The organism is Actinomyces ruminis (genome assembly GCF_002154335.2).
Taxonomy (GTDB): Bacteria; Actinomycetota; Actinomycetes; order Actinomycetales; family Actinomycetaceae; genus Actinomyces; species Actinomyces ruminis.
This window is the reverse complement of sequence record NZ_MTPX02000019.1, coordinates 64,500-77,779: the sequence shown is the minus strand read 5'-3', so window position 1 is coordinate 77,779 and position 13,280 is coordinate 64,500. Positions and strand designations below refer to the sequence as shown.

Sequence of the window (13,280 nt, the reverse complement as noted above, 5' to 3'; positions counted from 1 at the left end):
GGTCCAACCGGATCAGCAGCAGCCGGCGCTCACGTTGCGCTCGTCGAACTCGGCCCGGGCTCGCCACCACTGGCGCGCCGTCAGCGGGGCGTGATCGGGGTGCTCGCGCCGATGCCGTTCGACATAGCGGTCGTACGCGGACTCACCGGTGAAGTCGCGCCACAGCCCACGCGCCCGCGCCAGGCCCGCGCGAATCCGGCGCGCCCGCCGCGCCGGGGTGGTGCTCCCCGGCGCGGCGGGCCTCGACGTCCGGGCCACCTCAGCGGTCCCGGGCATCGGCGTCGCCTGCCTCGGCGGAGCGTCCCGGAATGAGCGCCGGGTCGCCAACGAGCGCATACTCGTTGACGAGCTTCTTCTCCAGCGGGCTGGCGAACAGGTGTTCGGGGGCGTAGAAGTTCGACTCCTGGTACGGATCCTCGGACGTGGTGGTGTCACCTGTGCGCACGGCCCGGATCATGGTGATGGCAGCGCACACCATGACGAAGGCGACGAGCACGAGGAACACCACCGACAGGGTGCCCTGGATCATGGTGTTGCGAATGATGGCTCGCTGCACGCTGATCGCCTCGGGGTCGGTGAGCGTGGGTAGCAGTGCTCGCGCGTCACGCCACTGCTGGAAGTAGCCCACCTGCGGATCGGTGGAGAAGATCTTCTGCCACGATGCCGTGAAGGTGACGGCCGTATCGAAGGCCAGCGGAATCGCGGGAATCCACGCATGCTTCAGCCGCCCCTTGCGCACCGTCATCACCAGGCACAGCAGCAGCGCGATGGCCGCGATGAGTTGGTTGGCGATGCCGAAGAGCGGGTAGAGCGTCTGGATGCCGCCGCGCGGATCGGTCACGCCCATCAGCAGCAGCGAGCCCCAGGCCGCCACCACGACGCCGGTGGTCGCCCACGCCCCCACGTGCCAGGACGGGTCGCGGAACTTCGGCCAGATGTTGCCCAGGGCGTCGCCGAGCTGGAAGCGGGCCACGCGGGTGACGGCGTCGACGGCGGAGAGAATGAACAGCGCCTCGAACATGATGGCGAAGTGGTACCAGAAGCCCATCATGGTCCGGCCGCCGCCAATCTGGTGGAGGATGTGCGACATGCCCACGCTCAGGGTGGGGGCGCCGCCGGTGCGGGAGATGATGCTCGGCTCGCCGACGTCGGAGGCCACCTGCTCCAGCGCCTCCGCACCCGTGTAGGTCTTGGGGTTGCCGTCCTCGTCCCAGGAGTCCCACACCGGGACCAGTGACTCCCCGTGGGCGTCGGTTACCCCTAGGTTGGAGACGGCGGCTGCCGCGACCTCCTCGCGGTTGGAGGCCGTGGCGACGACGTCGTCGCCGGCGAGTGTGTTCATGGTGGCGGCGGAGGTGTTCATGGAGAAGTAGATGCCCGGGCTCAGCGAGACCGCGGCCGCCAGGGCCATGATCGCGACGAAGGACTCCATGAGCATGCCGGCGTAGCCGATCATGCGCACCTGGTTCTCCTTCTGAATCATCTTCGGGCTGGTGCCGGAGGACACGGTGGCGTGCATGCCGGACAGGGCGCCGCAGGCGATGGTGATGAACAGGAAGGGGAAGAGCTTGCCGGCAAACACGGGGCCGTCGGTGTTCAGGGCAAACTCGGAGACGGCGGCCATCTCGACCACGGGCCGCACGATGATGATGCCGGCGGCCAGGACCGCGATGGTGCCGACCTTCATGAAGGTGGACAGGTAGTCGCGCGGGGTGAGCAGCACCCACACGGGCAGAACGGCGGCGAGGAAGCCGTAGACGATCATGCACCACACCAGCGTGGTGGGTGACAGGTGCAGGTACTGGCCGAAGGAGGACTCCGCGACCCAGCGGCCGGAGATGATGACGACGATGAGGACGGCGAAGCCGACAACGGATACCTGGGTGATGCGGCCGGGCTGGACGAAGCGCAGCCACAGGCCCATGCAGATGGCGATCGGAATGGTGCAGCCGACGGAGAAGACACCCCAGGGGGACTCGGCGAGCGCGTTGACGCACACCATGGCCAGCACCGCCAGCACGATCATGAGCATGACCAGGACCACCACGGTGGCCACGGTGCCGCCGACCCGGCCGATCTCGTCGGTCGCCATCTGCCCCAGCGAGCGGCCGCCGCGGCGCATGGAGAAGAACAGGACCAGCATGTCCTGAACCGCGCCGGCGACGACGACGCCGAGGATGATCCACAGCGTACCCGGCAGGTAGCCCATCTGGGCGGCCAGCACGGGGCCGACCAGCGGGCCCGCGCCGGCGATGGCGGCGAAGTGGTGCCCGTACAGGACGACGCGGTGGGTGGGGTCGAAGTCGCGGCCGTTGTTGATGCGCTCGGCCGGGGTGGCGTTGGTGTCGTCCGGGCGCATGATGGTGCGCTGGATGTACAGGGCGTAGAAGCGGTAGCCGATGGCGTAGGTGCAGATCGCGGTGACAACGAACCAGATGGTGTTGACGCTCTCGCCGCGTACGACGGCCAGCATCCACCAGCCGAGCACGCCCAGGGCCGTGATGGCTACCCACAGGACAATCTTCTTGGGGGTCCACTTGGTGTGGGGTTTTATGCCAACGGGCACACCCTGGCGGTTGCGGATGATCAGACGCTCTTCATCGGGTGTGTAAGTGGGGAGGGCAGGGGCTATGTCGGTTTCCATGCGGTCTCTCATCATCGAGGCGGGATAAACGAACGGCGGGCCGGGGAGGGCCAGCACGCGGGCAGTTTAGTTCTCCCATATGTAGCCGGACAATTACTGTCATGATATCTGTCGCCGTCGGCGTGTCGGGATTCGTTATAGCGCTCCGGCTAGCCTGGCCCCGTGTCAGCTGTACTCGCGTCCGTCGTCGACGTGCTCGCCTCTGCGCCGATCTTGACCGTGTTTCTAGTCATCGGCGTGGGTACCGCCGTGGGGCAGATCCCCTTCGGCCCCATCCGCTTCGGGGCCGCCGGTGCCCTGTTCGTCGGCCTCGCCGTCGGCGCCCTCGATCCGAGCCTGGGGGAGAACCTCACCCTGCTGCGCAGCCTCGGCCTGGGGCTGTTCTGCTATACCGTCGGCATCGGCGCCGGTAACACCTTCTTCCGCAACCTGCGGCGCCAGTTGCCGCTCATGGCCCTGTGCGTGCTGGCGCTCGTGCTCGCCGGGTGCGCCGGGGCCGCATACTCCCGCCTGACCGGCATCAGCCCGGCCATGGACGCCGGCGCTTACGCGGGGGCGCTGACCAGCCCCGTCCTGGACTCCGCCATCGAGGCCGCCGGCAACCAGGAGCCGGCCGTCGGCTATGCCCTGGCCTACCCCGTGGGTGTGGCCGTGGCCATCCTCATCGTGGCCCTAGTCATTGGCCGCGACTGGCCGGGACGGCGGGACCCTCGGCCGGCGTCGGCCGATGGTCTGGCCGCCACCAGCGTGTTCCTGCTGCGCCGCGTTGCCCTGAGCGACCTGGAGGCCTTCCAGCGCAACCGCATTCGCATCTCCTACCTGGAGCGTGAGGGGGTCACCCGGGTGGTCTCCCCAGACGAGGAGCTGCTGCCGGGGGACAAGGTGGTCATTGTGGGCGCCCCGAACGCGCTGGAGGACGCCGTCCACGAGCTCGGCACCGGCTACGACCGCTGCCTGGCCAAGGACCGTACCGTCGTCGACTACCGGCGCCTGACCGTCTCCTCCACGCGCGTGGCCGGACGCACCATCGGCGAGCTCGACATGCACGGCCGCTTCCGGGGCGTGATCACCCGGGTGCGCCGCGGTGACCTCGACCTGCTCGCTAACGACGACCTGGTGCTCGAACTCGGCGACCGGGTGCTGGCCGTGGTGCCGTCCGGAGACTTGGAGCGGGCCGCCGACTACTTCGGCGACTCGGAGAAGTCCATCGCCCAGATCGATGCCTTCTCCGTTGGGGTCGGCATGGCGCTGGGCGTGCTCGCCGGGCTCGTCGCCATCCCACTGCCCGGCGGCATCACGCTGCGGCTCGGCGTGGCGGCGGGGCCGCTCGTGGTCGGCATGGTGCTGGGGCGCCTGGGGCGCACCGGCCCCTTCATCTGGCAGTTGCCGCACGCCGCCAACGCCACCATCCGCCAGCTCGGGCTGCTGTTCTTCCTGGCCGCCATCGGGCTGGCCTCCGGCCCGGACTTCGCCGCCTCCGCGTTCTCGACCACGGGCCTGGCGGTGGGCGGGCTGGCCGCCCTCATCGTGGTGGTAAACGCGGTGGTGCTGCTGGCCGGTGCCCGCCGGGTGGGCTTGAGCGCGCCGCGGGCCGCCGGTGGCCTGGCGGGGCTCGTGGGTCAGCCCGCCATTCTCGCCTTCGCCCTGTCCAAGCGCGACGATGAGCGGGTGGAGGCCGGTTACGCCACGCTGTTCGCCCTGGCGATCGTGGTCAAGATCGTCATGGTGCAGGTGCTGGTGGCGGTGTAACGGGCGGGGCCGGCGCCTCAGGCCAGCGCCGCCAGCACTACGGCGGCCGAGCGGGCGGCGGCCTCGTCGGCACCGATGTGGAAGTCCTGACCCGCCTCGGGGCCGCACAGGTCCGAGACGCCGCGGATCGAGGCGAAGGGAATCTCGGCGGCGTGGGCGACCTGCGCGAGCGCGGTCGACTCCATGTCGGTGCTTACCGCCCGCGGGAAGCGCTCGCGGGTGTCCTTCACATTCGCGGCGGTGACGAAGGAGCCGCCCGCGAGCATCTGGCCCACATGGATGCGGGCCGCACCCGCCGCGGGGGTAGCGGCGTGCAGGGCGTCGCGGGCCGCGCTCGCCCGCGCGACCAGGTCCGGGTCCCCGGCGAAGGTCGCGGGCTGCCCCGGGGTCTGCCCGAATGCGTAGCCGAAGGCGGTGGCGTCCACGTCCGTATAGGCCAGATCGGCAGATACGCACACATCCCCGACCTCCACTTCGCGGCCCAGGCCCCCGGTGGTGCCCGCGGAGACGATGCGCTCCGGTTTCACGTGCGTCAGTGCGGTTGCCAGTGCGCTCGCGGAGGCCACCAGTCCGATGCCCGAACGCACCAGAAGCAGTTCCCTGCCCCCGCCCAGGTCCAGCGGCCAGGCCTCGGCGCCGCCGGGAAGGCTCGGTGCGGTCGCGTCCGCAAGTCGAGGCAGACGAGCCAGGAAGGGTTGCGCCTCCTCCGCCATCGCTACCACGACCACGGCCGCCACCCGGCGGCGGGTCGATTGCGGCACCTGACTCGATTTCGCGCTCATACCCTGAGTTTAGGCGGCCTGATCGGGCCAGCAGCCCAGGCGCTGCGCCACAGGCCGCACCAGTTCCACGGTCTGATGCGTGAGCACCTGGCGTGAGGTCAGTCGTAGCGGGGTGTAGCCGTGCGCGATGAGCCATTGGTCGCGACGGCGGTCGTGCTCCCAGTCGGCCCACTGACTATGGAACTCGTGTCCGTCGGTCTCGATATCGAGCTTGCCTAGGAGCAGGTCCAGCTCTCCGATGGGCAGTTCAACTCCTACCTCGGGGATGGCACCGGCCTCCTCAAGCTCGTAGCGCGCAATGGTCTCCAGCAGCGAACGTGCCTTGGGATTGGCCCGGTCCAGCAGCGTGTGTAGCTTGCCGTTGCGTCGACCCGGCAGCCTGGCCCGCAGCTGCTCCTTGGTGACGAGCCCGCCGCGCAGGGCCGCGTCCAGGGCGATGAGGGCGTCCAGCGGTTCCGCGCACCGCATGAAGGTGATCAGCATGGTCTCCGCATCGGCATAGGGCGAGCCGAGTGGGTCCACATACAGGCCGGGGATGTGATGGCAGGTAGTGCGTACAGGGGTGACTTCTGGGGTGGCGGGCACAAGCACGTGCACGTGGGGGCTGGGATCATCCTGTGTGGGGAGCCCGCACGCAACCACGGCATGAGCGCAGCCGATGAGCCACCCACCTGCCGGGCGACAATGACTTCCCGCCGCGTCCCGGGCAGGGCGATGACGCGCCCCGGATGCTCCTGGACCACGCCCTCCTCCACCATGCGCGCGATCGCTCTCCGCTGGGTGCGGTCGGTGGCGAGGTAGCGCGCCCGGGCAGCGCCGCCCGCCGCCGCCAGCACTCGCAGGATCTGGTCCCGCCTGTTCGCGTACCCCATGGAGTGAGCATCGACTGGGCAGGCGCTGCCGACAATGCCAAAAACCCAGCCTGTGGACAACTCGCGATCAGCTTCGTAATTGTCCACAGGCTGGCGACGCTGGTCCTTCTCCTGCTGCTGGGCCAACCAGCGGTGCGCGCGGCACCAGTCCGCGCTGCCTCCCGTGGCTTCGGCATCTACAAACCGCCCGGTCACCTTGAAGATCGGGCTGTGGCGCGAACATGGGATACACATCTGTCCATCTGCCGCCACTTTTAAGGAGACAGACCGCTGGCGTCTAGTAGAAATCGGCTCCAATCCAGGCAATTGCCGAGGATGTGGTGTGTTCGCTGTCGTAAAAGTGGCGGCGGATGGACACTTCTCCGCCGAAACCTAACTGGCGAACACGTTCTCCCACTCCTCGCGCTGGGTCAGGAAGCCTCGCACCGCCTCCTGGGCCGCCTCCAAGGAGTGGTTGGCGCCCCAACCGCACTGCACCTCATTGGCGGCCGGAACCTCGGTGGCCTCCAGGATGTCCCGGAAGGTCTGCTCCAACAGTGGCAGGAACTCCTCCGGCTCCAGGCCCAGGGTCAGCGCATAGAAGCCCGTCTGGCAGCCCATGGGTCCCCAGTCGATCAGCCGGTCGGTGTGATTGCGCATGAGCTCGGCGGTCAGGTGCTCGATGGAGTGCACGGCCCGCATCTCCAGGTGGTCCCGGTTGGGCTGGCAGAAGCGCACGTCGTATTTGACTAGCTCATCGCCGCCCGGCAGCCGCTTGCGGTCCGCGATGCGCACGAACGGCGCCGCCACCTTGGTGTGGTCGAGGTTGAAGGACTCCACGTTCATACGGTGCTGGCCCATACCTTCACCCTAGCCGGAATCGACGCAAGAATGACGGCATGAGTACCCCTCTGGCCCGCATCGTCGCCGGCCCTACCACCGCCCCGACCCTCATCCTGCTGCACGGCATCACCGGCTCCGCCGTCTCCCAGGCCGAGGCCATCGATCACTGGGTAGCCCGTGGCTACCGTGTCATCGCCGCCGACGCCCGCGGCCACGGCCTGTCCCCACGTTGGACGCCGCAGCAGTTGGCCCGGGCCGGGGAGGTACTGGTTGACGATGTGGTCGAACTCCTCGAGGCGCTCTCCGCTGCCGAGGCCCGCCCCCGCCCGGTCTTGATTGGTCACTCCATGGGAGCGGCCACCGCCATGGTCGTGGCCGTCCGCCGCCCGGAGCTGGTCGCCGGGGCCGTGTTGTTGGACCCGGCCCGCTACGGCTCCCGCACCCCGCAGGAGCTGCGGGAGCGTGTCGCCGCCCGCAAACGAGCCCGCGCGGCCGAGCTGGCCGACCTGCCCGGCGCCGTGGCCCGCGCCCTGGCCGACCCGGAGATGCCCGCCGCCGAGGCCATCGCCGGCGTGTGGGCAAGCCAGCGGGTCGATCCGACACTGCTGGACACCGGCGTGGTCGCCCCACCGGTGCCATGGGAGGAGGCGATGGCGGCACTGAGCGTGCCTACGCTGCTGGTCACCGGAGACCGCCCCGGCTCGGCCCGCGTAGGCCCCGCGGGCCTGGACCTGCTGGCCCGGATCGCCAACCCGCACGTCGCCACCGCGCTCGTACCCGGTGCGGGCCATGATGTGCGGCGCACCCGTCCCGAGGGGTTCTGGGCGGCCGTGGACCCCTGGCTGGACCGGCTGCTGGACAGACAGGACGCAACGGCCTAGGCCCTCGCCGCCGGAACTCGACGCTCGCTTGCGGTCCGGTCACCAATGCCATGGCCGGGTGGCCGCCTCGGGCATTTGCGCCGCGCATCGCATAGGCTTTCTCTACCCGGCAAAGACGTCGGGGATACCCCGGACACCGGCACCGGGTGCCACGAGGAGGAGCCATGCCAGCGCGCACGCGTCCCGCCGTCAACCGACCGCGTCCCGGCGCGCCGGATCGCCTCGAGCCGCTCAACCGCAGACAGATCATAGGAATAGTCATCGGCGTCGCCGTGTTCGTGGCGCCGTTACTCGTCGACGTCCCCGACCTGGACCCCCTGGGCGAGCGGATGCTGTCCATCTTCCTGCTCGCTATCGTCTTCTGGGTCAGTGAGGCGATCCCGCTGGTGGCTACCGCCGTCCTAGTGATCGGCCTGGAGGTGCTGCTCATCTCCGACCAGGCGGTCCTGCCCGTCCCCGAGGACGCCACCGCCTACTCCTCCTTCTTAGCCGCCCTGGCCAACCCGGTGATCGTGCTGTTCCTGGGGGGCTTCCTCATTGCCGACGGCGCCGAGAAGTTCCACCTGGACAAGAACCTGGCCGCCGTCCTGATCAAACCCTTCACCGGCTCCGCGCGCCGTACCGTGCTGGGGCTGATGGTGATCACCGCGGTGCTGAGCATGTTCATGTCCAACACGGCCACTACCGCCACCATGTTCGCCGTCGTCATCCCCGTACTCGGCGCCCTCCCGGAGGCCGGCCCCGCACCGGATTGGCACTGTCCATTCCGGTGGCGGCGAACGTGGGCGGCATGGGCACGCCCGTGGGCACACCCCCCAACGCCATCGCCCTGGGCGCCCTGGCCGAGGCCGGCCACACCGTCAGCTTCCTGGACTGGATGCTCATGGCCATCCCGCTGATGCTTGTCATCCTGCTGGGCGCCTGGCTGCTGATCTGCGCGCTGTTCCTTCCGGGCGGCCTGAGCGTCGAGCTGGACATGCGGGCGGAGTGGTACACCGACCGCCGTGCCGTCATGTTCTACGTGATCGCCGCCGTCACCATCCTGGCGTGGATGACCGAGTCCCTGCACGGGCTGAGCGCCAACGTCATCGGCTTCATGGCGATCGTCGCCATGCTGGTGACCCGGGTGATGACCGGCAAGGACCTGGCCGGGCTGTCCTGGGACGTGCTGTGGCTGGTGGCCGGCGGCATCGCCCTGGGCGACGGCGTGGGCGCCACCGGCCTGGACCAGTGGATCCTCAACCTGTTCAACTGGACTTCCATGCCGGCCCTGGCGGTGGTGGTGCTCATGGGGGCGCTCGGCCTGGCCCTGTCCAACGTCATCTCCAACTCCGCCGCCTGCAACCTGCTGGTTCCCCTGGCCATGGGCCTGGCCACGAGCGTCGGCGGTCTGGAGCCGGTCACCATCGCCGTGGTGCTGGCGCTGGCCTGCTCGCTCGGCATGAGCCTGCCGATCTCCACCCCGCCCAACGCGATCGCCTACGCCACCGGGGAGATCGCCACCGGCGACATGGCCAAGATCGGTCTGATCGTCGGCATCGCCGGCACGGCCGTGCTGGTGCTGCTGATGCCGATGCTGTGGTCGGCGATGGGAATGCTATGAGTACCGCACCCCCGCCCGACGCCGATCGGCTGGTCGTGGTCGTGGTGTCCCCGACGTCGTTGGGCACTCAGGCCGCCCACGAGGTCACTCCAGCGGTGCGGACGCTGGCCGACGTCGTGCGTGTACGCACCCTGGCGGAGCTGTTCCGGTGGGCGAGCGCCGGCCAGACCTCGCCCCCGCCCGCGGACGCCGACTCCGCTCCCGGCACGCCCAACTCCTCGGAGTTCGCGGCACCGGTTGGAGGGCCGGCCCCGGTGGCCTGATTATCGCCACCGACGAGGTTGGCAGCCTCGACGACGTCGCCGCCGCCGTCGCCCACTATCCCGCCCTGGCCACGGCCCGGTTGGTGCTACTGACAGAGCGCGCCGAGCTGCACGACCTGGGCCGCGCCATCGACGAGGATCTGGTGCGCGAGGTCATCGCCGTGCCCTGGACGCCGGGCGCCATCGGTGAGCGCGCCCGCGCACAGATCCGCCGCTGGATGCGCGACCACCTGCCCGACGACGATCCCCGCCGCCGGCGTGACAGCAACGGGCGGGACCACTCCGCGCTGCTGGAGCGCTCACCCACCACTCCGACACCCTGACCGCCGACTTCATCGCCGCCTGCGAGCAGGTACTCGGTCCCCGTCCGCGCTTGCAGCTGCCGGCCGGGGTGCGGTTGACCCACCAGGGGCAGGCTGTTGACGGGGTCTATGTGGTGGTCCACGGATCGGTGGCGCTGACCCGGCACACCCGGGTCGGCGAGGTCACGCTGCACCATGCCACCACCGGCCGCATCATCGGCCTGGTGTCCCTGGCCAGCCATGGGCGCGCCTTCGTCACCGCCACGACCACCACGGATGTGGAGCTCATCCTGCTGTCCATCGAGCAGTTGGACCGGGCGCTGCGGGAGAATCCGGTCACCGAGCAGGTGCTCGCGGCGCTGATCATCCGCTCCTTGACCAAGCGGCTGGAGCGCTCGGAGGTCTTGCAGGTGGAGAAGATCGAGCTGGCGGCGGCGCTGGACGCCGAGCGGATCCAGGTGCAGGAGGCGCTCACCGCCTTGGAACAGGCCCGCCTGGAGTTGCTGGCGCAGGAGCGCTTCGCCACCCTGGGGGAGCTGGCGGCGGGCGTCGCCCACGAGTTGAACAACCCCGTGGCCGCGCTCCAGCGCGCCGGCGACCACCTGAGCGCGGACCTGGCCGCCGTGCTGGCCACCCACCCCGACGGCGAGCTGATCGCTGCCGTCGCCGCCGACGCACGCACTCGGCCGGCTGCCTCCACACGCACCGAACGCGCCGAGCGCAAACGATTGGAGCAGGTGGTCGGGGATCGGGAACTGGCCCGCCGGCTGGTGGCGGCCGGCATGGACGCCGACGGCGATCCGCACACCGCCCGCGCGCTGGCAGCCGACCCCGCGCGCCTGGCCACCGTTGAGGCGGCCGCCGCCATTGGTCGTGCCGAACGAAACATGCGCCTGGCCACCGACCGCATCAGCGGGCTGGTCGCCAGCCTGTCCACCTATGTGCGCCCCGACGGGGAGGACATGCTCGACGTGGACCTGCGGGAAGTGGTTGAAGACGCCCTGCGGCTGACCGCGCATCGGCTGGAGGGAGTGGAGATTGAACGGGACTACCCGGCCGATCCGAGTGCGCTGCCGGTGGTCCCCGGACACGCGGGTGAGTTGGTGCAGGTGTGGACCAACATTCTCGCCAATGCCGCCGACGCCCTGGCCGCCCAGGCGAGGGCGGATGCCGAGGCCGGCCGGAAGGCGCGCCCGGGCCGAGTGAAGGTGCGCATCGCGCCGGTGACGGGCGGGGTACGGGTACAGGTGCAGGACAACGGACCGGGCATCGACCCGGACGTCCTGCCGCGCATCTTCGAACCCCGCTTCACCACTAAGCACGGTCAGGTGCGCTTCGGACTGGGGCTCGGCATGGGGCTGGCCAAGAGCGTGGTGGACGCCCACCGCGGCTCGATCAAGGTCGACTCCGAACCCGGCCGCACCCGCGTCACCGTGGTGCTGCCCGCCCACCCGGCGGTGACGGCGGCGGGCCCCCCGCCCGAGAGCCACCGGACCCGGCAGTGAGACCGCGCCAGACCCACCGGCGCGCGGATCGAAAGAAGCCGCGCAAACAGGCGCGTAAGCAGTCACGTTCCCCGAAGGAGAAGCCATGAAACTCGTCATCCTGGTGGTTGAGGATGAGCCGGAGGTCCGCGACGCCGTCGTCGGGGATCTGACCCCCTTCGCCGCCACGGTCCGCATCGAACCGGCCGAGGACGTCACGGATGCCTGGGAGGCGGTCGACGACATCGACGACGACGGCGACCTGCTCGCCCTGGTCCTCGCCGACCATCGCATGCCCGGCCGCAGCGGCGTCGACATGCTGGTGGAGATGAACACCGACGCGCGCACTGCCGCTGCCCGCAAGGTGCTGGTGACCGGTCAGGCCGACCAGGCCGACACCGTCCGCGCGGTCAACGATGCCGGCCTGGACCACTACATTGCCAAGCCCTGGGATCCAGCCCGGCTGCAGCAGGTGGTGCGCGACCAGCTCACCGACTTCGTGCTGGAGACCGGCATCGACCCGCTTCCGCACCTGCGTGCTCTTGACCGGGTGCGAGCCCTCGAGGCATTGCGTTGACTCGGCCTGGGTAACAGCTGTGATGTTTCCGTGACTGGGAGCTGCCTGAGTGGCCGTCGCGTCGAGGACGTCGGGGGGATCGCCCCGTGTCAGGATGGGCGCATGCGTGAGGTAAGCCGAGCCGTATCGGGCCGCACCCAGGGCGAGTCCATCGCCGTCGTTTTGGCCGTACTCGTCGTCGTCTGCGCGGGCATGTACTACATCGGGTCGCTGTTCGGCCCGGCCTTCTTCGCGCTGACCCTGGTCATCACCGTGCGCCCCCTGGTCACCTGGGCCACGCTGCATCGTGTGCCGCGCCCGGTGTCGGCCGTGGTCGCCATCCTGATCATCTTCGCGTTCGTCATCGGTCTATTCGCGGCCCTGGCCGTCGCCATCCTGCAGCTGATCGACACGTTGCCGGACTACTCGGCGCAGTTCACCGCGATCTGGGACAACATACGTGCCCTGCTGGCGCGTGTGGGCGTGGACGAGACAACCTTGATCGATCAGGTGTCGGCGTCCATGGATACCAACCGGATCGTCTCCGTGGCGCAGAGCCTGCTGGGGCAGGTCACCAACGTGGGTTCCGTGCTCAGCGTCATGGGGCTGACAGTCGTCTTCCTGATGTTCGACACCGCCCGCATCGAGGTGCGCTCCCGGGCGCTGAGCCGCCTGCGCCCCGGCATCGCGGACGCGCTCAATGGCTTCGCGAGCTCGGTGCGCTCCTACTGGCTGGTGTCCACCGTCTTCGGCCTGATCGTGGCGGTGTTCGATGTAGTTGCGCTGTGGATACTGAACGTGCCCATGGCCGTCACCTGGGGCGTGGTCTCCTTCATCACCAACTACATCCCCAACATCGGCTTTCTGCTGGGTGTGATTCCGCCGGCCCTGATCGCGCTGGTCGCCTCCGGGCCGTGGACGGCGCTGTGGGTGGTGGTGGCTTACTGCGTGCTGAACTTCGTCATCCAGTCGCTGATCCAACCGAAGTTCACCGGCGATGCAGTCGGCCTGAACACAACGACGACGTTCCTGTCGCTGTTGTTCTGGAGCCAGGTCATCGGGGCGCTCGGTACGATCCTGGCGGTGCCGCTGACTCTGTTCGCTAAGGCGCTGCTGGTGGATTCCGACCCGCGCTCGCGGTGGATTAACGTGTTCTTGGCGGCCGGGGACGCCGATGTGGACGATGACGGCGACGAGCCGCGGGCCGTCCGAGACGACGATGAGTTATCGGATTCGGGCGCTAAGGGGCGGGAGCCGGAGGCGAGCACCGCGGGCGACGCCGCGGCGAAACCGGCCCGCTAGCGGTTCCCATGGTTTTCACA

General features: G+C 69.4%; 12 protein-coding genes and 1 pseudogene. 8 read left to right on the top strand and 5 right to left on the bottom strand.

Features of this window, described 5'->3' with window-relative positions; translation table 11 throughout:
- Positions 1-12: 12 nt before the first annotated feature.
- Both BW737_RS02820 and BW737_RS02815 read right to left on the bottom strand, forming a co-directional pair.
- Positions 13-276, bottom strand: coding sequence for a YbdD/YjiX family protein (locus BW737_RS02820; protein ID WP_086614565.1), 264 nt, complete (start codon positions 274-276; stop codon positions 13-15).
- Positions 260-2,644: a carbon starvation CstA family protein gene (locus tag BW737_RS02815; RefSeq protein WP_086614566.1), complete on the bottom strand. Its 2,385-nt coding sequence runs from the start codon at positions 2,642-2,644 to the stop codon at positions 260-262. The genes BW737_RS02820 and BW737_RS02815 overlap by 17 nt, the downstream gene beginning before the upstream one ends.
- A 162-nt stretch (positions 2,645-2,806) precedes the next feature.
- On the opposite strand from BW737_RS02815, the gene BW737_RS02810 reads away from it, so the two are divergent.
- A complete protein-coding gene (locus BW737_RS02810) occupies positions 2,807-4,393 on the top strand; it encodes an aspartate:alanine exchanger family transporter (protein WP_086614567.1) in 1,587 nt (528 codons plus the stop codon).
- Between the two features lie 17 nt (positions 4,394-4,410).
- Here the strand turns inward: BW737_RS02810 and mtnN are convergent, their stop codons facing one another.
- The 3 genes from mtnN to BW737_RS02790 all read right to left on the bottom strand — a co-directional run bounded on the left by mtnN (position 4,411) and on the right by BW737_RS02790 (position 6,887).
- Positions 4,411-5,175: a 5'-methylthioadenosine/S-adenosylhomocysteine nucleosidase gene (mtnN, locus tag BW737_RS02805; protein ID WP_257210407.1), complete on the bottom strand. Its 765-nt coding sequence runs from the start codon at positions 5,173-5,175 to the stop codon at positions 4,411-4,413.
- 9 nt (positions 5,176-5,184) lie between these two features.
- Complete coding sequence (locus tag BW737_RS02800) at positions 5,185-5,772, bottom strand: PDDEXK family nuclease (protein ID WP_143233240.1); 588 nt, start codon at positions 5,770-5,772, stop codon at positions 5,185-5,187.
- Between the two features lie 647 nt (positions 5,773-6,419).
- Positions 6,420-6,887, bottom strand: a complete 468-nt coding sequence (locus BW737_RS02790; protein WP_086614570.1) for an S-ribosylhomocysteine lyase — start codon at positions 6,885-6,887, stop codon at positions 6,420-6,422.
- A 38-nt stretch (positions 6,888-6,925) separates the two neighbouring features.
- Here BW737_RS02790 and BW737_RS02785 point away from each other — a divergent pair, with 38 nt between their 5' ends.
- The 7 genes and pseudogenes from BW737_RS02785 (at position 6,926) to BW737_RS02760 (ending at position 13,260) form a co-directional block, all read left to right on the top strand.
- Positions 6,926-7,750 carry an alpha/beta fold hydrolase gene (locus BW737_RS02785; protein WP_086614571.1) on the top strand — a complete coding sequence of 275 codons (825 nt, stop codon included), beginning with the start codon at positions 6,926-6,928 and terminating at the stop codon, positions 7,748-7,750.
- Between the two features lie 164 nt (positions 7,751-7,914).
- Positions 7,915-9,353, top strand: a pseudogene (locus tag BW737_RS19790) (SLC13 family permease).
- The gene (locus BW737_RS15940; RefSeq protein WP_180272022.1) at positions 9,350-9,616 is read left to right on the top strand and encodes a hypothetical protein; all 267 of its coding nucleotides are present in this window, start codon (positions 9,350-9,352) and stop codon (positions 9,614-9,616) included. The pseudogene BW737_RS19790 and the gene BW737_RS15940 overlap by 4 nt, the downstream one beginning before the upstream one ends.
- On the top strand, positions 9,502-9,939 hold the full coding sequence (locus tag BW737_RS15935; RefSeq protein ID WP_086614572.1) for a hypothetical protein: 438 nt from the start codon (positions 9,502-9,504) through the stop codon (positions 9,937-9,939). The genes BW737_RS15940 and BW737_RS15935 overlap by 115 nt, the downstream gene beginning before the upstream one ends.
- Before the next feature lie 50 nt (positions 9,940-9,989).
- Positions 9,990-11,423 (top strand): ATP-binding protein, encoded by a 1,434-nt coding sequence (locus BW737_RS02770; RefSeq protein WP_086614573.1) that lies wholly within the window; start codon positions 9,990-9,992, stop codon positions 11,421-11,423.
- A gap of 85 nt (positions 11,424-11,508) precedes the next feature.
- Positions 11,509-11,979: a response regulator gene (locus BW737_RS02765; protein ID WP_086614574.1), complete on the top strand. Its 471-nt coding sequence runs from the start codon at positions 11,509-11,511 to the stop codon at positions 11,977-11,979.
- Positions 11,980-12,081: 102 nt separating this feature from the next.
- A complete protein-coding gene (locus BW737_RS02760; protein ID WP_086614575.1) occupies positions 12,082-13,260 on the top strand; it encodes an AI-2E family transporter in 1,179 nt (392 codons plus the stop codon).
- Positions 13,261-13,280: the final 20 nt, after the last annotated feature.

Coding starts and splice junctions, on each gene's coding strand:
- BW737_RS02760 (WP_086614575.1), top strand. CDS start 12,082: ATGCGTGAGGTAAGCCGAGCCGTATCGGGCCGCACCCAGGGCGAGTCC.
- BW737_RS02820 (WP_086614565.1), bottom strand. CDS start 276: ATGCCCGGGACCGCTGAGGTGGCCCGGACGTCGAGGCCCGCCGCGCCG.
- mtnN (WP_257210407.1), bottom strand. CDS start 5,175: ATGAGCGCGAAATCGAGTCAGGTGCCGCAATCGACCCGCCGCCGGGTG.
- BW737_RS02765 (WP_086614574.1), top strand. CDS start 11,509: ATGAAACTCGTCATCCTGGTGGTTGAGGATGAGCCGGAGGTCCGCGAC.
- BW737_RS02790 (WP_086614570.1), bottom strand. CDS start 6,887: ATGGGCCAGCACCGTATGAACGTGGAGTCCTTCAACCTCGACCACACC.
- BW737_RS02785 (WP_086614571.1), top strand. CDS start 6,926: ATGAGTACCCCTCTGGCCCGCATCGTCGCCGGCCCTACCACCGCCCCG.
- BW737_RS02815 (WP_086614566.1), bottom strand. CDS start 2,644: ATGGAAACCGACATAGCCCCTGCCCTCCCCACTTACACACCCGATGAA.
- BW737_RS15940 (WP_180272022.1), top strand. CDS start 9,350: ATGAGTACCGCACCCCCGCCCGACGCCGATCGGCTGGTCGTGGTCGTG.